The organism is Pseudomonas sp. BN415 (genome assembly GCF_029871195.1).
Lineage (GTDB): Bacteria > Pseudomonadota > Gammaproteobacteria > Pseudomonadales > Pseudomonadaceae > Metapseudomonas > Metapseudomonas resinovorans.
The window spans coordinates 52,255-70,820 of the sequence record NZ_SSOK01000066.1 but is presented as its reverse complement, the minus strand read 5'-3'; the positions used below and the strand labels follow the sequence as shown (position 1 = coordinate 70,820).

16 protein-coding genes are annotated in these 18,566 nt (G+C 63.0%); 11 read left to right on the top strand and 5 right to left on the bottom strand.

All coding sequences use genetic code 11. The annotated features are described in order from the left end of the window. Nucleotides 1–7: 7 nt before the first annotated feature. From frr to rpsB, 4 genes are all read right to left on the bottom strand, one after another. Nucleotides 8–565: a ribosome recycling factor gene (gene frr / locus E8F20_RS24400; RefSeq protein ID WP_028627445.1), complete on the bottom strand. Its 558-nt coding sequence runs from the start codon at nucleotides 563–565 to the stop codon at nucleotides 8–10. Beyond that, nucleotides 562–1,305 (bottom strand): UMP kinase, encoded by a 744-nt coding sequence (pyrH, locus tag E8F20_RS24395; RefSeq protein ID WP_028627444.1) that lies wholly within the window; start codon nucleotides 1,303–1,305, stop codon nucleotides 562–564. The genes frr and pyrH overlap by 4 nt, the downstream gene beginning before the upstream one ends. 204 nt (nucleotides 1,306–1,509) lie before the next feature. Then, on the bottom strand, nucleotides 1,510–2,379 hold the full coding sequence (gene tsf / locus E8F20_RS24390; RefSeq protein WP_280286058.1) for a translation elongation factor Ts: 870 nt from the start codon (nucleotides 2,377–2,379) through the stop codon (nucleotides 1,510–1,512). A gap of 127 nt (nucleotides 2,380–2,506) precedes the next feature. Beyond that, nucleotides 2,507–3,247 carry a 30S ribosomal protein S2 gene (gene rpsB, locus E8F20_RS24385; RefSeq protein ID WP_280286057.1) on the bottom strand — a complete coding sequence of 247 codons (741 nt, stop codon included), beginning with the start codon at nucleotides 3,245–3,247 and terminating at the stop codon, nucleotides 2,507–2,509. Between the two features lie 264 nt (nucleotides 3,248–3,511). On the opposite strand from rpsB, the gene map reads away from it, so the two are divergent. The 7 genes from map (at nucleotide 3,512) to E8F20_RS24350 (ending at nucleotide 11,492) form a co-directional block, all read left to right on the top strand. Continuing rightward, complete coding sequence (gene map, locus E8F20_RS24380) at nucleotides 3,512–4,294, top strand: type I methionyl aminopeptidase (RefSeq protein ID WP_280286056.1); 783 nt, start codon at nucleotides 3,512–3,514, stop codon at nucleotides 4,292–4,294. 29 nt (nucleotides 4,295–4,323) lie between these two features. Beyond that, on the top strand, nucleotides 4,324–7,026 hold the full coding sequence (locus E8F20_RS24375; RefSeq protein ID WP_280286055.1) for a [protein-PII] uridylyltransferase: 2,703 nt from the start codon (nucleotides 4,324–4,326) through the stop codon (nucleotides 7,024–7,026). A gap of 76 nt (nucleotides 7,027–7,102) precedes the next feature. Then, on the top strand, nucleotides 7,103–8,299 hold the full coding sequence (dapC, locus tag E8F20_RS24370) for a succinyldiaminopimelate transaminase (RefSeq protein WP_280286054.1): 1,197 nt from the start codon (nucleotides 7,103–7,105) through the stop codon (nucleotides 8,297–8,299). 19 nt (nucleotides 8,300–8,318) lie between these two features. Then, nucleotides 8,319–8,672, top strand: coding sequence for an ArsC family reductase (locus tag E8F20_RS24365; RefSeq protein WP_280286053.1), 354 nt, complete (start codon nucleotides 8,319–8,321; stop codon nucleotides 8,670–8,672). Nucleotides 8,673–8,774: 102 nt separating this feature from the next. Beyond that, the gene (gene dapD, locus E8F20_RS24360) at nucleotides 8,775–9,809 is read left to right on the top strand and encodes a 2,3,4,5-tetrahydropyridine-2,6-dicarboxylate N-succinyltransferase (protein WP_280286052.1); all 1,035 of its coding nucleotides are present in this window, start codon (nucleotides 8,775–8,777) and stop codon (nucleotides 9,807–9,809) included. A 76-nt stretch (nucleotides 9,810–9,885) separates the two neighbouring features. Further along, entirely contained in the window at nucleotides 9,886–11,091 is a 1,206-nt protein-coding gene (locus E8F20_RS24355) for a cysteine desulfurase (protein ID WP_280286051.1), read from the top strand. Further along, nucleotides 11,088–11,492 (top strand): SufE family protein, encoded by a 405-nt coding sequence (locus E8F20_RS24350; protein ID WP_280286050.1) that lies wholly within the window; start codon nucleotides 11,088–11,090, stop codon nucleotides 11,490–11,492. The genes E8F20_RS24355 and E8F20_RS24350 overlap by 4 nt, the downstream gene beginning before the upstream one ends. Before the next feature lie 112 nt (nucleotides 11,493–11,604). On the opposite strand, the gene tcdA is transcribed toward E8F20_RS24350, so the two are convergent. Continuing rightward, nucleotides 11,605–12,408 carry a tRNA cyclic N6-threonylcarbamoyladenosine(37) synthase TcdA gene (tcdA, locus tag E8F20_RS24345; RefSeq protein ID WP_280286049.1) on the bottom strand — a complete coding sequence of 268 codons (804 nt, stop codon included), beginning with the start codon at nucleotides 12,406–12,408 and terminating at the stop codon, nucleotides 11,605–11,607. Between the two features lie 152 nt (nucleotides 12,409–12,560). On the opposite strand from tcdA, the gene E8F20_RS24340 reads away from it, so the two are divergent. The 4 genes from E8F20_RS24340 to E8F20_RS24325 all read left to right on the top strand — a co-directional run bounded on the left by E8F20_RS24340 (nucleotide 12,561) and on the right by E8F20_RS24325 (nucleotide 18,563). Next, the gene (locus E8F20_RS24340) at nucleotides 12,561–13,712 is read left to right on the top strand and encodes an iron-containing alcohol dehydrogenase (RefSeq protein ID WP_280286048.1); all 1,152 of its coding nucleotides are present in this window, start codon (nucleotides 12,561–12,563) and stop codon (nucleotides 13,710–13,712) included. A gap of 207 nt (nucleotides 13,713–13,919) precedes the next feature. Next, nucleotides 13,920–16,514: a glycosyltransferase gene (locus E8F20_RS24335; protein ID WP_280286047.1), complete on the top strand. Its 2,595-nt coding sequence runs from the start codon at nucleotides 13,920–13,922 to the stop codon at nucleotides 16,512–16,514. 103 nt (nucleotides 16,515–16,617) lie between these two features. Next, nucleotides 16,618–17,760, top strand: a complete 1,143-nt coding sequence (gene dapE / locus E8F20_RS24330) for a succinyl-diaminopimelate desuccinylase (RefSeq protein WP_280286046.1) — start codon at nucleotides 16,618–16,620, stop codon at nucleotides 17,758–17,760. Then, complete coding sequence (locus tag E8F20_RS24325; protein WP_280286183.1) at nucleotides 17,760–18,563, top strand: putative RNA methyltransferase; 804 nt, start codon at nucleotides 17,760–17,762, stop codon at nucleotides 18,561–18,563. The genes dapE and E8F20_RS24325 overlap by 1 nt, the downstream gene beginning before the upstream one ends. Nucleotides 18,564–18,566: the final 3 nt, after the last annotated feature.

Sequence of the window (18,566 nt, the reverse complement as noted above, 5' to 3'; positions counted from 1 at the left end):
CCGGACGTCAGACGGCCATCAGGTCTTTTTCTTTGTTTTCCAGAGCCTTGTCGACATCACCGACGAACTTGTCGGTCAGCTTCTGGACGTCGTCAGCGGCACGACGCTCGTCGTCTTCACTGATTTCCTTTTCCTTGACCAGATCCTTCAGCTGCGCAAGCGCATCACGACGGATGTTGCGCACGGCAACACGGGCGTTTTCAGCTTCAGCACGTGCCTGCTTGGTGTAGCCCTTGCGGGTTTCCTCGGTCAGGGCGGGCATCGGCACGCGAATGGTGGTACCGGCAGTGGCCGGGTTCAGCCCCAGGTCGGAGGTCATGATGGCCTTTTCCACAGCCTGGATCATGCTCTTGTCGAACACGGTCAGGGCCAGGGTGCGGGAGTCCTCTGCGATCACGTTGGCAACCTGGCGCAGGGGAGTGTCGGTGCCGTAGTAAGACACCATCACGCTATCCAGAATGCTCGGGTGCGCACGCCCGGTGCGGATCTTGGCGAAAGCATGATCCAGCGATTCCAGGGTTTTCTTCATGCGCTCCTGCGCTTCTTGCTTGATCTCGTTGATCACTTTTCGCCCTCCTCGATCAGGGTTCCTTCGGCGCCGCCGACCACGATGTTCAGCAGGGCACCCGGTTTATTCATATTGAAGACCCGCAGCGGCATCTTCTGATCACGGCACAGACAGATGGCCGTGAGGTCCATGACTCCCAGCTTGCGATCCAGCACCTCGTCATAGGTCAGGTGCTCGAACTTCTCAGCATTGGGGTCCTTGAACGGGTCGGCAGTGTACACGCCATCGACCTTGGTGGCTTTCAGCACCACATCCGCATCCACTTCGATGGCGCGCAGGCAGGCGGCCGAGTCGGTTGTGAAGAAGGGGTTGCCGGTGCCGGCGGAGAAAATCACCACTTCGCCAGAAGCCAGGTGGCGCATGGCCTTGCGGCGATCGTAGTGATCGGTCACGCCAACCATGGAAATGGCCGACATCACGATGGCGGGGATGTTGGAACGCTCAAGCGCGTCGCGCATGGCCAGGGCGTTCATCACGGTGGCCAGCATACCCATGTGGTCGCCAGTTACCCGATCCATGCCGGCGGCGCTCAGGGCCGCACCACGGAACAGGTTGCCGCCACCGATCACCAGGCCGACCTGGACACCGATACCGACCAGTTGGCCGATTTCCAGCGCCATGCGATCGAGAACTTTCGGATCGATACCGAACTCCTCGGAGCCCATAAGGGCCTCACCGCTGAGTTTGAGCAGAATGCGTTTATAGCGAGGTTGGCGACCACTCACCTGCTGAGCCATTGCGTATCTCTCCTGCGGCGCTATTTGAATTCACGGACCTCCAAAGGCCCTGTGTACTGGCGAGTCCTGAGACTGCGCAAACGGCGGTTGGTGCCCGACAACCGGAACCCGCCGTGGAAACCGCCCCGAAATGGTTCCCCAGTTTGACGAAGAGGCCGCACGCGTAAGCGGGCAGCCTCTTGCGGGGCGACAGCCGAGGCCGTCTTATTGCTTGGTAGCGGCGACCTGGGCAGCTACTTCGGCAGCGAAGTCTACTTCGACTTTCTCGATACCTTCGCCTACTTCGTAGCGAACGAAGGAAACGATCTCTGCGCCGGCTTTCTTGGCCAGCTCACCGACCTTGATTTCCGGATCCTTGACGAAAGGCTGCTCGACCAGGCTGGCTTCGGCCAGGAACTTGGCGATACGACCCTTGACCATGTTCTCGACAATATTTTCCGGCTTGCCGGCGATCTTGTCGGCGTTCAGGGCCAGGAAGATTTCCTTTTCCTTGGCAACGGCTTCTTCGGAAACCTGGGTCGAGTTCAGGAACTGCGGGTTGCTGGCAGCCACGTGCATGGCGATGTCCTTGGCCAGTTCCGGGTTGCCGCCTTTCAGGTTCACGACTACACCGATGCGGTGGCCGTGCAGGTAGGCACCTACCACATCGCCTTCAACGCGGGTCAGGCGACGGATGTTGACGTTCTCACCGGTCTTGGCAACCAGGGCCAGACGAGCTTCTTCGCGGGATTCAACCAGCGGAGCAGCGTCGGTCAGCTTCTCGTTGAAAGCCTGATCCAGGGACGCGGCAACGAAGGACTTGAAGTCGTCCTGCAGGGCCAGGAAGTCGGTCTGGGAGTTGACTTCGATGATGACGGCAACCTTGTTGTCGTCAGCTACTTTGACAGCGATGGCACCTTCGGCGGCGATGTTGCCAGCCTTCTTGGCAGCCTTGATGGCGCCAGCGGCGCGCATGTCGTCGATGGCCTTCTCGATGTCGCCTTCAGCGGCGGTCAGGGCCTTCTTGCAATCCATCATGCCCAGGCCGGTACGCTCGCGCAGTTCTTTAACCAGGGCTGCAGTAATCTCTGCCATGTCGCAATCCTCTTGAATAGGTTTTCAACCATTCAGCCCAGAGATCCGGGCATTCACAATTCGGAGGTGGCAAAAAGGGGGCCTAGCCCCCTTCTTGCGCACCGGGTAACGCTAGACGGCTGTCAACTCAGCCTTCGGCGGCCTCGGAAGCAGCTTCTTCGACGAACTCGTCAGGGCCACCAACGGCATTCTGACGACCGCGGATTACAGCATCAGCAACGCTGGCCAGATACAGCTGAACGGCGCGAATGGCGTCGTCGTTACCCGGGATGACGTAGTCAACGCCTTCCGGGCTGCTGTTGGTATCGACAATGCCGATAACCGGGATGCCCAGCTTGTTGGCTTCGCTGATGGCGATGCGCTCGTGATCAACGTCGATCACGAACAGAGCGTCCGGCAGACCGCCCATCTCCTTGATACCACCCAGGCTGCGCTCGAGCTTCTCGAGGTCGCGGGTGCGCATCAGGGCTTCTTTCTTGGTCAGCTTGGCGAAGGTGCCGTCCTGGGACTGGGTTTCCAGCTCGCGCAGGCGCTTGATGGACTGACGGATGGTCTTGTAGTTGGTCAGCATGCCGCCCAACCAGCGGTGATCGACGTACGGGGAGCCGCAACGAGCAGCTTCTTCGCGAACGATCTTGCCAGCGGAACGCTTGGTGCCGACGAACAGAACCTTGTTCTTGCCTGCAGCCAGCTTCTCAACGAAGGACAGGGCCTCGTTGAACATCGGCAGGGTTTTTTCAAGGTTGATGATGTGGATCTTGTTACGCGCGCCGAAAATGTACTTGCCCATTTTCGGGTTCCAGTAACGGGTCTGGTGGCCGAAGTGCACACCGGCCTTCAGCATATCGCGCATGTTGACTTGGGACATTTCTATTCCTCGATAAGTCGGGTTAGGCCTCCACGTATCCCAATATCCAACCCTTTCGGGCACCCAGGAGATCGTGTCGATACGTGTGTGGGTTTGTGCTTTCGGACAGTACGCCCGTAAAGCGGCGCGTTTTATAGCACAAAAAGCAGACCCAAGCTACTGGAACGATACGCCGCAAAACAGGCCGCTTCCTGCTAGCCGCTTATGGCTTGCGGCTTGAAGCTGTTAATATCAAGCCTTTTCCGTTTGCGCCCGAGACCCAATATGACCGTCACCATCAAGACGCCCGCAGAAATCGAGAAAATGCGCGTTGCCGGCCGCCTGGCCGCCGAAGTGCTGGAGATGATCGGCGAGCATGTCAAACCCGGCGTGACCACCGAGGAACTGGATCGTATCTGCCACGACTACATCATCAATGTGCAGCAGGCCATCCCCGCCCCCCTCAACTACAAGGGCTTCCCCAAGTCGATCTGCACCTCGGTCAACCATGTGGTGTGCCATGGCATCCCCAACGAGAAGCCGCTGAAGGATGGCGACATCCTCAATATCGACATCACCGTCATCAAGGACGGCTACCACGGCGACACCAGCAAGATGTTCCTGGTGGGCAAGGTGCCGGAATGGGCCGACAAGCTCTGCCGCGTAACCCAGGAATGCATGTACAAGGGCATCCAGTTGGTGAAGCCCGGCGCGCGTCTGGGTGATATCGGCGAAGTGATCCAGAAGCATGCCGAGAAGCTCGGTTACTCGGTGGTCCGTGAATATTGCGGCCATGGCATAGGCGCGGTGTTCCACGAAGAGCCCCAGGTCCTGCACTACGGCCGCGCCGGCACCGGCATGGAGCTCAAGGAAGGCATGACCTTCACCATCGAGCCTATGATCAACCAGGGCCGCCCGGAAACCCGCCTGCTGGGTGACGGCTGGACCGCCATCACCAAGGACCGCAAGCTTTCCGCCCAGTGGGAGCACACCGTCCTGGTGACTGCCGATGGCTACGAGATCCTCACGCTGCGCAGCGACGATACGCTGGCGCGCACCTCGCCCTGATCACCGACTTATATAAGGAAAGCCGCCCCATGCCGCAGGTGGATCCCGAGTTGTTCGACCGCGGGCAGTTCCAGGCGGAACTGGCTTTGAAGTCCAGCCCCATCGCTGCCTTCAAGAAAGCCATACGCCAGGCCCGTGAAGTGCTCGACAACCGTTTCACCCACGGTCGCGACATCCGTCGCCTGGTGGAAGACCGCGCTTGGTTCGTCGACCAGATCCTGCGGGCGGCATGGGAGCGTTTCGACTGGAGCGAGGACGCCGACATCGCCTTGCTGGCGGTCGGCGGCTACGGGCGCGGCGAGCTACACCCCTTCTCCGACATCGACCTGCTGATCCTGCTGGACAGCGCTGACCACGAAGTATTCCGCGAGGCCATCGAAGGCTTCCTCACCCTGCTCTGGGACATCGGCCTGGAAGTCGGCCAGAGTGTACGTTCGGTAGCCGAGTGCGCCGAAGAAGCCCGCGCCGACCTGACGGTGGTTACCAACCTGATGGAAAGCCGCACCATCGCCGGCCCAGAGCACCTTCGCCAGCGCATGCTGGAAGTCACCAGCCCCGAGCAGATGTGGCCGAGCAAGCACTTCTTCCTCGCCAAGCGCAACGAGCAAAAGGCACGTCACGCCAAGTACAACGACACCGAATACAACCTGGAACCCAATGTGAAGGGCTCCCCAGGCGGGCTGCGCGATATCCAGACCATTCTCTGGGTCGCCCGTCGCCAGTTCGGTAGCCTCAACCTGCATGGTCTGGTGCAACAGGGTTTTCTGGTGGAAAGCGAATGCAGCATGCTCGCGTCCAGCCAGGAGTTCCTCTGGAAGGTCCGTTACGCCCTCCACATGCTGGCCGGCCGCGCCGAAGACCGTCTGCTGTTCGACCACCAGCGCAAGATCGCCGCCCTGCTGGGCTTCGAGGACGGTGACGACAAGCTCGGCATCGAGCGCTTCATGCAGAAGTACTACCGGGTGGTGATGGGGGTTTCCGAACTCAGCGACCTGATCAACCAGCATTTCGAGGAGGTTATCCTCCGCGCCGGCGAAACCGGCCAGGCGCAGCCGCTGAACAGCCGCTTCCAACTGCGTGACGGCTACATCGAGGTGACCCACCCCAACGTTTTCAAGCGTACCCCCTTCGCCATGCTGGAAATCTTCGTGCTGATGGCCCAGCACCCGGCGATAAAGGGCGTGCGCGCGGATACCATCCGCCTGCTGCGGGACAGCCGTCACCTGATCGACGACGATTTCCGCAAGGATATCCGCAACACCAGCCTGTTCATCGAGCTGTTCAAATCTGCCCAAGGCATCCACCGCAACCTGCGGCGGATGAACCGCTACGGCATTCTCGGCCTATACCTGCCGGAGTTCGGCCAGATCATCGGGCAGATGCAGCACGACCTGTTCCACATCTATACGGTGGATGCTCATACCCTCAACCTGATCAAGCACCTGCGCAAGCTGAAGTGGCCGGAGCTGGCGGAGAAATTCCCCTTGGCCAGCAAGCTCATCGACAAGCTCCCCAAGCCGGAGCTGATCTACCTCGCCGGGCTCTACCATGACATCGGCAAGGGCCGCGGCGGTGACCACTCCGAGCTGGGCGCTGTGGATGCCGAGATCTTCTGCGCCCGCCACCATCTCCCGGTATGGGATTCGCGCCTGGTAGCCTGGCTGGTGCAGCACCACCTGGTGATGTCCACCACCGCCCAGCGCAAAGACCTATCCGACCCGCAGGTGATCTACGACTTCGCCCGCCTGGTGGGCGACCAGACTCGTCTGGACTACCTCTACGTACTTACCGTGGCCGACATCAACGCCACCAATCCGAGCCTGTGGAACTCCTGGCGCGCCAGCCTGCTGCGTCAGCTGTACACCGAGACCAAGCGCGCCTTGCGTCGCGGCCTGGAGAACCCGCTGGACCGCGAAGAGCAGATCCGCCAGACCCAGTCCGCCGCCATCGACATCCTGGTACGCAACGGTATCGACCAGGACGAGGCCGAGCAGCTCTGGTCGCAGCTGGGCGATGACTATTTCCTGCGCCACACCGCCAATGACGTGGCCTGGCACACCGAGGCCATTCTCCAGCACCCGGCCGGCATCGATCCCCTGGTGTTGATCAAGGAAACCGCCCAGCGCGAGTTCGAGGGCGCCACCCAGATATTCATCTATGCACCGGACCAGCACGACTTCTTCGCCGTGACCGTGGCCGCCATGTCGCAGTTGAACCTGAACATTCACGATGCGCGAATCATCACGTCCACCAGCCAGTTCACCCTCGACACCTACATCGTGCTCGATGCCGATGGCGGGCGGATCGGCGAGAACCCGGCGCGTATCCGCGAGATCCGCGAAGGTCTGATCGACGCCCTGAAGAACCCGGACGAATACCCGGCCATCATCCAGCGCCGCGTACCGCGCCAGCTCAAGCACTTCGCCTTCCCGCCGCAGGTGACCATCTCCAACGACGCCCAGCGCCCGGTGACCATCCTCGAACTGATCGCCCCCGACCGCCCCGGTCTGCTGGCGCGTATAGGGCGCATCTTCCTGGAGTTCGATCTGTCGCTGCAGAACGCCAAGATCGCCACGCTGGGCGAGCGGGTGGAAGACGTCTTCTTCGTCACCGACGCCAACAACCAGCCGCTTTCCGACCCCGAGTTCTGCCTGCGGCTCCAGGAGGCCATCGTCTCCCAGTTATCCCAAGCCAACGGACAGAGCCTGGACCCGACACGGATAAAAATCTGAACCCGTAGGGTGCAATAAGGCCGCTGGCCGGATTGCACCGATTCACCCACGACCTCCCTGTTGACGCCCTACAACCATGAACGAAGCCCTGAACCAACTGCAGCCCTACCCCTTCGAGAAACTCCGCGCCCTGCTGGCCGGCGCCCAGCCACCGGCGGAGAAGAAGGCCATCGCCCTGTCCATCGGCGAGCCCAAGCATCGCTCCCCGGCCTTCGTCGCCGAGGCCCTGGCGGCCAATCTCGACCAGTTGTCGGTCTACCCCACCACCCTGGGTATCCCGGCCCTGCGCGAAGCCATCGCACAGTGGTGCGAGCACCGTTTCAAGGTACCGGCTGGCTGGCTTGAGGCCGCTCGCCACGTGCTGCCGGTGAACGGCACCCGTGAGGCGCTGTTCGCCTTCACTCAGGCAGTGGTCAACCGCACCGACGACGGCCTGGTGGTCAGCCCGAACCCCTTCTATCAAATCTACGAAGGTGCAGCCCTGCTGGCCGGCGCCGAGCCCCACTACCTGCCGTGCCTGGCGGAGAACGGCTTCAACCCGGACTTCGACGCCGTTCCAGCGGACGTCTGGCAACGCTGCCAGATCCTCTTTCTCTGCTCGCCGGGCAACCCCACCGGCGCGCTGATCCCGTTGGACACCCTGAAGAAACTGATCGCCCTGGCCGACGAACATGACTTCGTGATCGCCGCCGACGAGTGCTACAGCGAGCTTTACTTCGACGAGCAGAACCCGCCAGCCGGCCTGCTCACCGCCTGTGCCGAACTGGGCCGATCGGACTTCAAGCGCTGCGTGGTCTTCCACAGCCTGTCCAAGCGCTCCAACCTGCCCGGCCTGCGCTCCGGCTTCGTCGCCGGCGACGCTGACATCCTCAAGTCCTTCCTGCTGTACCGCACCTACCACGGCTGTGCCATGCCGGTGCAGACCCAGCTGGCCAGCGTCGCCGCCTGGAACGACGAAGTCCACGTACGCGCCAACCGCGCGCTGTACCGCGAAAAGTTCGATGCCATGCTGGATATCCTCGGCCCGGTTCTGGACGTGAAGCGCCCCGACGGCGGCTTCTACCTCTGGCCGAAGACCCCGGTCGACGACGAGACCTTCACCCGTGAACTGTTCGCCCGCGAGCACGTCACCGTGGTGCCCGGCTCCTACCTGTCGCGTGCCGTCGGCGGCTTCAACCCTGGTGCTGGCCGCGTGCGCATGGCCCTGGTGGCCCCGCTGGCCGAATGCGTCGAAGCCGGTGAGCGCATCCGCGCCTTCATCAAGGGACTGTGAGCCTCAAAGGAACGACACGATGAGCATCACCCTCTACGGCATCAAAGCTTGCGACACCATGAAGAAAGCCCGAACCTGGCTCGAAGAGCAGGGCGTGAGCTACAGCTTCCATGACTACAAGGCCTCGGCCATCGACCGCGCCAACCTGGAGAAATGGTGCACCGAGCACGGCTGGGAAACCGTCCTGAACCGCGCCGGCACCACCTTCCGCAAACTGGATGACGCGCAGAAGGCGGACCTGGACCAGGACAAGGCCATCGCCCTGATGCTGGCCCAGCCGTCGATGATCAAGCGCCCGGTGCTCGACCTGGGTACCCGTACCTTGGTCGGCTTCAAGCCGGACCTCTACGCCGCCGCCTTCAAGCAACCATGACTACCGCCCAGGCGTTCATCCCACTTGCCAGCCGTGCGCCGGAACCTGCGTACACGGCTATGCGCAACGCCTGATCACCACCCTTCAGCAAGAGGAATCCTCATGTCCAACGCACTCTTCAGCATCGCCTTCGGCGTCGGCACCCAGAACCGCCAGGGCAACTGGCTCGAAGTCTTTTACGCCCAGCCCCTGCTCAAGCCCTCCGAGCAATTGGTCGCTGCCGTCGCCCCCGTGATCGGCTACAGCGCCGGCAATCAGGCCATCGCCATCAGCAATGCCCAGGCCAGCCAGCTGGCCACCGCCCTGAAGGACATCGACGCCATCCAGGCCGCGCTGCTGACCCGCCTTGCCGAGAGCCAGAAGCCGCTGGTCGTCACCCTGCTGGCCGAAGACGCCGCACTGACTTCCACGCCTGAGGCCTACCTCAAGCTGCACCTGCTGTCCCACCGCCTGGCCAAGCCCCATGGCCTGAACCTGACCGGCATCTTCCCGCTGCTGCCAAACGTGGCCTGGACCAGCCAGGGCGCCGTCGACCTGTCCGAACTGGCCGGGCGCCAACTGGAATCCCGCCTGAAGGGCGAACTGCTGGAAGTCTTCTCCGTGGACAAGTTCCCGAAAATGACCGACTACGTGGTTCCGGCCGGTGTCCGCATCGCCGACACCGCCCGTGTGCGCCTGGGCGCCTACGTGGGTGAAGGCACCACTGTGATGCACGAAGGCTTCATCAACTTCAACGCCGGAACCGAAGGCCCTGGCATGATCGAAGGCCGCGTTTCCGCAGGCGTCTTCGTCGGCAAGGGCTCGGACCTGGGCGGCGGTTGCTCCACCATGGGCACTCTGTCCGGCGGCGGCAACATCGTCATTTCCGTAGGCGAAGGCTGCCTGATCGGAGCTAACGCCGGCATCGGCATTCCGCTGGGTGACCGCAACATCGTCGAAGCTGGTCTGTACATCACAGCCGGCACCAAAGTGGCCCTGCTGGACGACCAGAATCAGTTGGTGAAAGTGGTCAAGGCGCGCGACCTGGCCGGCCAACCGGACCTGCTGTTCCGCCGCAACTCGCAGAACGGCGCGGTCGAGTGCAAGACCAACAAGACCGCGATCGAGCTGAACGAAGCCCTCCACGCTCACAACTGAAACTAAGCTTGAAGCTGGAGGCCCGAAGCAGAATGGCTTCCAGCTTCCCTTCCCGCCTCCAGCGTTCAAGCGTGCCATGTCCCTGACCTCTCCCTGGCGTTCCGACTTCCCTGCCCTTTCGGCCCTCGCGGCCGAGGGACAGACCTACCTCGACAGCGCCGCGACCGCACAAAAGCCCCAAGCTGTACTGGACGCCCTGCTTGGCTATTACGCCAGCGGCGCCGCCAATGTGCATCGAGCCCAGCATCTGCCAGGCGAGCGCGCCACCCGAGCCTTTGAAGGTACCCGCACCCATGTGGCGCACTGGTTGAATGCGGCGAGCCCGGCGGAAATTCTCTTCACCCGTGGTACCACGGAAGCCATCAATCTTCTGGCCTATGGCCTGGAACATCTTTTCCACTCCGGCGACGAGATCGTTGTCAGCGCCCTGGAACACCACGCCAACCTGCTGCCCTGGCAGCAACTGGCACTGCGCAAGCAGCTCAAGCTGGTTGTCCTGCCTCTGGACCACCGAGGCCGGATCGACCTGGAGCAGGCGCGCGCGCTGATCGGTTCGCGCACCCGCCTTATCGCGCTGAGCCAGCTCTCCAACGTCCTCGGCCGCTGGCAGCCGCTGACCGAGCTGCTGCCCTTGGCGCGTAGCCAGGGTGCCCTGACCGTAGTGGACGGTGCCCAGGGCGCAGTCCATGGCCGCCACGACGTCCAGGCGCTCGGGTGCGATTTCTACGCGTTTTCCAGCCACAAACTCTATGGCCCGGACGGCGTTGGTGTGCTCTACGGCCGCAGTGACTCGCTAACACGCCTGAAACACTGGCAGTTCGGTGGCGAAATGGTGCATACCGCCACCTACCAGACGGCCGACTTCCACGGCGCCCCCCTGGGCTTCGAGGCCGGCACCCCGGCCATCGCCTCGGTAATCGGCTTGGGCGCAGCGCTGGAGTACCTGAACAGCCTGGACGCCGCCGCCGTCGCCGGCCACGAGGCTGCCCTGCACGCCAAACTGCTGGCCGGACTGGCCGCCCGAGACGGCGTACACCTGCTGGGCGAACCTCAGCTGGCACTGGCCAGTTTCACCATCGAGGGTGTGCATAACGCCGACCTGGCCCACCTGCTCACCGAGCAAGGGATTGCCGTGCGTGCTGGCCATCACTGCGCGATGCCGCTGATGCGGAACCTCGGCCTGCAAGGCGCCATACGTGCCTCTCTAGGCCTCTATAACGACGGCGAAGATCTGGAGCGCTTCTTCAGCGCCCTGGACAACGCCCTGGAACTGCTGCGATGAGCCTGCCGGAACAAGCACGCACAGCCCTGGATACCTTCACCGCTGCGGGTGGCTGGGAACAGCGCGCGCGCCTGCTCATGCAATGGGGCGAGCGACTGGATGCCTTGACCGACGCCGAGCGCAGCGACGCTAACCGGGTGCATGGCTGCGAAAGCCAGGTCTGGCTGGTGGGAGAGATGCGCGATGGCCATTGGTACTTCCGCGCGACCAGCGATGCTCGGCTGATCCGAGGCCTGCTGGCGGTGCTGCTGGCGCGGGTCGAGGGCCTTGCGGCCGAAGAATTGGCGACTGTCGACCTGGCGGCCTGGTTCAACCAATTGGGGCTAGGCCGGCAGTTGTCGCCATCACGCAGCAACGGCCTGAATGCCGTGCTCAAGAAAATGCGTGAGATGGCCCTGTAGGGACGAATTCATTCGCCAAGGCACAAGGCCGATATTCCGCAGGATGGGTAGAGCCCGCGAAACCCATCTACCGGGGTCCGCATGGTTTTCGTTCCTCAACCCATCCTACGAATCAGGATACGTTTCGTTCCGACGGCCTGCGCGCTCCGGCCACCAACTTATCCACAATCCGTGCCGCAGCGACCATGCCGAAAGTGGCGGTCACCATCATCACCGCGCCAAACCCTCCGGCGCAGTCCAGCTTCACGCCTTCACCAACGAAGCTCTTCTGCTGGCACACCGAACCGTCCGGCTTCGGATAACGCAGCTGCTCGCTAGAAAACACGCAGGGCACGCTGTAGGTGCGTCCCGGCGTGCGGGAGAAGTTGTAGTCGCGGCGTAGCGTAGAGCGCACCTTGGCCGCGAGGGGGTCATTGAAGGTCTTGTTCAGATCGGCAACCTGGATCTGCGCCGGGTCCACCTGGCCACCGGCGCCGCCGGTGGTGACAATCTGGATCTTGCGCCGCTTGCACCAGGCGATCAGCGCCGCCTTGGCCGCGACGCTGTCGATGCAGTCGATCACCGCATCCAGCTCGGGAGTGATGTACTCGACCATGGTCTCGCGGGTAACGAAGTCCGCTACGGCATGAACCACGCAAGCCGGGTTGATGGCACGAATGCGCTCGGCCATTACATCGACCTTGGCCTTGCCCACGGCACCTTCGATGGCATGCACCTGGCGATTGGTGTTGGTGATGCAGACGTCGTCCAGGTCGAACAGGGATATTTCCCCCACCCCGGAGCGCGCCAGGGCCTCGGCCGCCCAGGAACCCACGCCGCCGATGCCGACCACGGCCACATGGGCCGCCTGCAACCGGGCAAGTCCTTCCAGGCCATAAAGCCGGGCAATACCGCCGAAACGCTCGTCTGTACTCATGCCAATCACTCCCATCGCCAACCTTCGGGCGGGCGCGCATTATAGGAAGCGCGATCCCTCGGCCCAAGTCCATCGCCGCTGAATGGTGGCCCATAGATTCGGTCACGGTCCGCCAGGGCTATAGTCGCTCGATAACGACAAGGGAGCCGGTCATGCGCAATTTCACCTTCTACAACCCTACCCGCATCCACTTCGGCGAAGGCCAGATATCCAAACTGACGCGGGATGTTCCGGCTGGTAGCCGGGTGCTGGTCACCCACGGCGGCGGCAGCATCTTCCAGAACGGCGTCTGGCAGCAGGTGGAAGAAGCACTGGCAGGCCATCAACTGACCCGATTCGGCGGCATCGAGGCCAATCCACAGTTCGACACCCTGGTCAAGGCCGCCCAGCTGGCCAGGACCGAGCAGTGCGACTTCATCGTCGCAGTGGGGGGCGGCTCGGTGATCGATGGCAGCAAGTTCATCGCCGCCGCTGCCTGCCATGACGGCGACCCGCTGGAGCTGCTCAGCGGCAAGCGCATCACCGCCGCCCTGCCCATGGGGTGTGTCCTGACGCTGGCCGCCACGGGTTCCGAAAGCAACCCGCACGGCGTGGTCACCCATGTCGCCCGCCAAGAGAAGCTGCCCTTCTCTAGTGCCCTGCTCTACCCGCGCTTCGCCATCCTTGACCCGCGCACCACCTTCAGCCTACCTGCACGGCAGATCGGCAACGGCGTGGTGGATGCCTTCGTCCACACCATCGAGCAGTACCTGACCTACCCAGCCGATGCCCCCCTGCAGGACCGTTACGCCGAAGGCCTGCTGCTGACCCTGATAGAAGAGGGCCCGAAGGCACTGGCCAACCCCGAGGACTATGCCGTGCGCGCCAACCTGATGTGGTGCGCCACCCAGGCCCTGAATGGCCTGCTCGGCTGCGGCGTGCCGCAGGATTGGTCGACTCACATGATCGGCCACGAACTGACCGCGCTCTACCACATTGACCACGCCCAGACCCTGGCCGTGGTGTTGCCCGCACTGCTGGCAGAGCGCCGCCAGGTCAAGCGCGAAAAGCTGATGCAATACGCGACCCGCGTCTGGGGCCTAAAGGAAGGGGACGAAGAACAACGCATCGATGCTGCGATCCAGGCCACCCGCGACTTCTTCAAACGCATGGGCGTGCCCACCCGCCTGTCTGAGCACGGCCTGGACGCCGATGTGATCCCCCAGGTGCTGGCACAACTGGAGCGCCACAGCATGACCGCCCTGAGCGAGCGCCGCGATCTCGATCTGGAGGTCAGCGAACGCATTCTGCTCAGGGCGCTGTGAGGCTGACCCGGAACGATCCGAAGCGGCTTTTTGCCACATCGCCCGAACTTCTGGGGCCTCTGGCAAACAAAAGAACGGTCGGAGACAGCCATCTGGCTCTCCGGCTGGTTGCAATCTATACAGCTGTTGGGCGCCGGGGTAGGATTCGCGCCGACCAGCAACCCGCTGGCCCTACCCTAGTTCCAAGCTTCGGAACCCTTGACCTCTATGCCATCGCGTAAATTTGGACTCAACCTGGTGGTCTTCGTGGCAGTTGCCGCGTTGTTCACCGGTATCTGGGCACTTTACAACCGCCCGGTCACCGCGCCGGACTGGCCGGAACAGATCTCCGGCTACTCCTTCTCGCCCTTCCGCGCGGATCAGAACCCCCAGCAAAACCGTTACCCCAACGACGAGCAAATCCGTCAGGACCTCGAGCTGCTGAGCAAGCAGACCGACAACATCCGGACCTACTCAGTCGATGGCACCCTGGCGGACATCCCTCGCCTGGCCGAGGAATTCGGCCTGCGGGTGACCCTGGGCGTCTGGATCAGCCCGGATGAAGAGCGCAACGAGCGCGAGATCGCCAAGGCCATCGAAATCGCCAACACCTCCCGCAGCGTCGTTCGCGTGGTCGTAGGCAACGAAGCCCTGTTCCGCCGCGAAATCAGCCGCAAGGACCTGGTGGTCTACCTGGACCGCGTCCGCGCTGCCGTGAAAGTGCCGGTGACCACGTCCGAACAGTGGCACATCTGGCTGAAATACCCGGAACTGGCCAAACACGTGGACCTCGTTGCCGCCCACGTGCTGCCGTACTGGGAATTCGTGCCGATGGAGGACTCCACCGAGTTCGTCCTGGAACGCGCCAAGGACCTGAAGAAGGCCTTCCCGAAAAAGCCCCTGCTCCTCTCTGAAGTGGGTTGGCCAAGCAACGGCCGCATGCGCGGCGGTGCCGACGCCTCCCAGGCCGACCAGGCCATCTACCTGCGCACCCTGGTCAACGCCCTGAACGCCAAGGGCTACAACTACTTCGTGATCGAAGCCTTCGACCAGCCGTGGAAGGCCAGTGACGAGGGAGCGGTGGGCGCCTACTGGGGCGTCTACAACCTGGAACGCCAGCCGAAATTCGCCTTCGAAGGCCCGGTGATTGCCATCCCACAATGGCGCATGCTCGCGGTGGCCTCGGTAGTCATGGCGCTACTGGCCCTGGCCCTGATGTTGATCGACGGAAGCGCCCTGCGCCAGCGCGGCCGCACCTTCCTGACCTTCGTCGCCTTCGCCGGTGGCTCGGTACTGGTCTGGATCGCCTACGACTACAGCCAGCAGTACAGCACCTGGTTCAGCCTGACTGTCGGCCTGTTGCTCGGTGTCGGCGCCCTCGGCGTGTTCATCGTGCTGCTGACCGAGGCCCACGAACTGGCCGAAGCCGTCTGGGTACGCAAGCGCCGACGTCCCTTCCTGCCGGTACTGGCCGACAGCGCCTACCGCCCGAAAGTCTCGGTGCACGTGCCCTGCTACAACGAGCCTCCGGAGATGGTCAAACAGACCCTCGACGCCCTGGCCAACCTCGACTATCCGGACTACGAAGTCCTGATCATCGACAACAACACCAAGGACCCGGCCGTCTGGGAACCGGTGCGCGATTACTGCGAGCAACTGGGCCCGCGCTTCAAGTTCTTCCACGTTGCCCCGCTGGAAGGCTTCAAGGGTGGCGCGCTGAACTACATCCTGCCGTACACCGCACCGGACGCCGAAGTCGTGGCGGTGATCGACTCCGATTACTGTGTCGACCGCAACTGGCTGAAGTACATGGTTCCGCACTTCGCCGACCCGGAAATCGCCGTGGTGCAGTCGCCGCAGGACTATCGCGACGGTAACGAAAACACCTTCAAGAAGCTCTGCTATGCGGAGTACAAGGGCTTCTTCCATATCGGCATGGTCACCCGCAACGACCGCAACGCCATCATCCAGCACGGCACCATGACCATGATCCGTCGCAGCGTGATGGACGAGCTGAAATGGGCCGACTGGACCATTTGCGAAGACGCCGAACTGGGTCTGCGCGTGTTCAAGAGCGGGTATGCGGCAGCCTATGCGCACGAGAGCTTTGGCCGTGGACTGATGCCGGACACCTTCATCGACTACAAGAAGCAGCGTTTCCGCTGGGCCTACGGCGCTGTCCAGATCATGAAGGGGCACGCCCGCAGCCTGTTCCTGGGGCAGGACTCCAAGCTCAAGCAAGGCCAGCGCTACCACTTCATTGCTGGCTGGCTGCCCTGGGTCGCCGATGGCCTGAACATCTTCTTCACCATCGGTGCCTTGCTCTGGTCCGCGGCGATGATCATCGTGCCGCAACGGGTCGACCCGCCACTGCTGATCTTCGCCATCCCTCCGCTGGCGCTGTTCTTCTTCAAGGTGGGCAAGATCGTGTTCCTCTACCAGCGCGCGGTGGGAGTCAACCTAAAGGACGCCTTCTGCGCCGCGGTGGCGGGGCTTGCGCTTTCGCACACCATCGCCAAGGCCGTGCTCTATGGCTTCTTCACCAAGAGCATTCCGTTCTTCCGCACGCCGAAGATGCGGACCAACCACGGGCTGCTGATGGCCCTGGCCGAAGCACGCGAAGAGGTCTTCGTGATGCTGCTGCTCTGGGGCGCAGCCATTGGTATCGCCATCGTCCAGGGGATGCCCAGTCCGGACGTGAAATTCTGGGTGGCCATGCTGCTGGTACAGTCACTGCCCTACCTGGCGGCGCTGATCATGGCCCTGCTCTCCTCCCTGCCAAAGGGCCAGGAGGAGCAGGAAGAAGAAGTCGCTACAGCCTGATAGCGAGCGAAACCCTTAAACGGCGGCCATTGGCCGCCGTTCTTGCTTTAAGATAACCGCCTTTTCACCCTGTCAGTTTCCGCGCTGCTTTTCGGAGCCTTCCATGCCTGCCCTGTCCCCCACTCTCGAACTCGCCTGCGAGCTTATTCGTCGCCCCTCGGTCACCCCGGTCGACGAAGGCTGCCAGGACATGATGATGCGCCGGCTGGAAGCTGCGGGCTTTCGCATCGAGCGCATGCGTATCGAGGACGTTGAGAACTTCTGGGCCATCCGTGGCGGCGAGGGCCCGGTGCTCTGCTTCGCGGGTCATACCGACGTGGTGCCCACTGGTCCGGTGCAAGCCTGGCAGCATCAGCCATTCGATGCCCTGATCGACGAACAGGGCATGCTCTGCGGCCGTGGCGCGGCGGACATGAAGGGCAGCCTGGCGGCCATGGTGGTGGCGGTTGAGCGTTTCGTCGCCGAGCACCCGCACCACAAGGGCGCCATCGCCTTCCTCATCACCAGTGACGAAGAAGGCCCCGCCCACCACGGCACCAAGGCCGTGGTCGAGCGCCTGGCCGCCCGCGGCGAGCGCCTGGACTGGTGCATCGTCGGTGAGCCGTCGAGCACCTCGCTGGTAGGTGATGTGGTGAAGAACGGCCGTCGCGGCTCCCTGGGTGGCAAGCTGACCGTACGCGGCGTGCAAGGCCACGTGGCCTACCCGCACCTGGCGAAGAACCCCATTCACCTGATCGCCCCGGCCCTGGCCGAACTCGCTGCCGAGCACTGGGACGACGGTAACGCCTTCTTCCCGCCGACCAGTTTCCAGGTCTCCAACCTCAATTCCGGCACCGGCGCCACCAACGTCATCCCTGGCGAGCTGGTGGCGGTATTCAACTTCCGTTTCTCCACCGAATCCACCGTGGAAGGCCTGCAGCGCCGCGTCGAGGCCATCCTCGACAAGCACGGCCTGGACTACCACCTGGAATGGGCCCTGTCCGGCCTGCCCTTCCTCACCCAGCCGGGTGAGTTGCTGGACGCGGTTTCCGCCAGCATCAAAGCCATCACCGGCCGCGATACCACCCCGTCCACCAGCGGCGGCACCTCCGACGGCCGTTTCATCGCCACCATGGGTACCCAGGTGGTCGAACTCGGCCCGGTGAACGCGACAATCCACCAGGTCAACGAACGAGTGCTGGCCAGCGATCTGGACCTGCTGGCCGACATCTACCAGCAGACCCTGGTCCGCCTGCTCGCCCAATGATGCTCATCTGCCCCCTCTGCCAGGGCGCTCTGAGCGCCCACGACCGGGGACTGGTATGCCCGGCCAACCACAGCTTCGACCGCGCGCGCCAGGGCTACTACAACCTGCTGCCGGTACAGCACAAGAAAAGCCGTGACCCAGGCGACAACGCCACCATGGTCGAAGCCCGCCGGCGATTCCTAGATGGCGGCCACTACGCGCCGCTGGCCAACCGCCTGGCTGCGCTCGCGGCCAAGTACGATCCCGAGCGCTGGCTGGATATCGGCTGCGGCGAGGGCTATTACACCAGCCAGTTGGCCATGGCCCTGCCCGCGACCGACGGCTACGCCCTGGATATCTCTCGTGAAGCGGTGAAACGCGCCTGCCGCCGCACCCCGCAGCTGCACTGGCTGGTGGCGAGCATGGCGCGAGTGCCCCTGGCTGATGGCAGCTGCCAATTGCTGGCCAGCGTCTTCAGTCCGCTGGATTGGCAGGAGGCGTTGCGCCTTCTAGCGCCCGGCGGTGGATTGCTGCGCATGGGACCAACCCGCGGCCACCTGCTGGAGTTGCGCGAGAAGCTCTACGACGAGGTCCGCGACTACGACGATCAGAAGCACCTGGCGCAGATTCCGGCAGGTATGCGTCTGGCCCACAGCGAGACCTTGACCTATCGCCTCCACCTGGCCGACGCCGAGGCTCGCGCCGACCTGCTGGCCATGACGCCGCACGGCTGGCGCGCCAATGCCGAGCGCCGCGCAGCTGTGGTGGCAGAAGCCTTCGATGTGACGGTGTCCATTCGCTACGATTGGATCGAGAAAGTTTAGGGA

Excerpts from the sequence above, each read along its gene's own strand:
- pyrH (WP_028627444.1), bottom strand. The coding sequence starts at position 1,305 with ATGGCTCAGCAGGTGAGTGGTCGCCAACCTCGCTATAAACGCATTCTG.
- tsf (WP_280286058.1), bottom strand. The coding sequence starts at position 2,379 with ATGGCAGAGATTACTGCAGCCCTGGTTAAAGAACTGCGCGAGCGTACC.
- rpsB (WP_280286057.1), bottom strand. The coding sequence starts at position 3,247 with ATGTCCCAAGTCAACATGCGCGATATGCTGAAGGCCGGTGTGCACTTC.
- map (WP_280286056.1), top strand. The coding sequence starts at position 3,512 with ATGACCGTCACCATCAAGACGCCCGCAGAAATCGAGAAAATGCGCGTT.
- E8F20_RS24375 (WP_280286055.1), top strand. The coding sequence starts at position 4,324 with ATGCCGCAGGTGGATCCCGAGTTGTTCGACCGCGGGCAGTTCCAGGCG.
- dapC (WP_280286054.1), top strand. The coding sequence starts at position 7,103 with ATGAACGAAGCCCTGAACCAACTGCAGCCCTACCCCTTCGAGAAACTC.
- E8F20_RS24365 (WP_280286053.1), top strand. The coding sequence starts at position 8,319 with ATGAGCATCACCCTCTACGGCATCAAAGCTTGCGACACCATGAAGAAA.
- dapD (WP_280286052.1), top strand. The coding sequence starts at position 8,775 with ATGTCCAACGCACTCTTCAGCATCGCCTTCGGCGTCGGCACCCAGAAC.
- E8F20_RS24355 (WP_280286051.1), top strand. The coding sequence starts at position 9,886 with ATGTCCCTGACCTCTCCCTGGCGTTCCGACTTCCCTGCCCTTTCGGCC.
- E8F20_RS24350 (WP_280286050.1), top strand. The coding sequence starts at position 11,088 with ATGAGCCTGCCGGAACAAGCACGCACAGCCCTGGATACCTTCACCGCT.
- tcdA (WP_280286049.1), bottom strand. The coding sequence starts at position 12,408 with ATGAGTACAGACGAGCGTTTCGGCGGTATTGCCCGGCTTTATGGCCTG.
- E8F20_RS24340 (WP_280286048.1), top strand. The coding sequence starts at position 12,561 with ATGCGCAATTTCACCTTCTACAACCCTACCCGCATCCACTTCGGCGAA.
- E8F20_RS24335 (WP_280286047.1), top strand. The coding sequence starts at position 13,920 with ATGCCATCGCGTAAATTTGGACTCAACCTGGTGGTCTTCGTGGCAGTT.
- dapE (WP_280286046.1), top strand. The coding sequence starts at position 16,618 with ATGCCTGCCCTGTCCCCCACTCTCGAACTCGCCTGCGAGCTTATTCGT.
- E8F20_RS24325 (WP_280286183.1), top strand. The coding sequence starts at position 17,760 with ATGCTCATCTGCCCCCTCTGCCAGGGCGCTCTGAGCGCCCACGACCGG.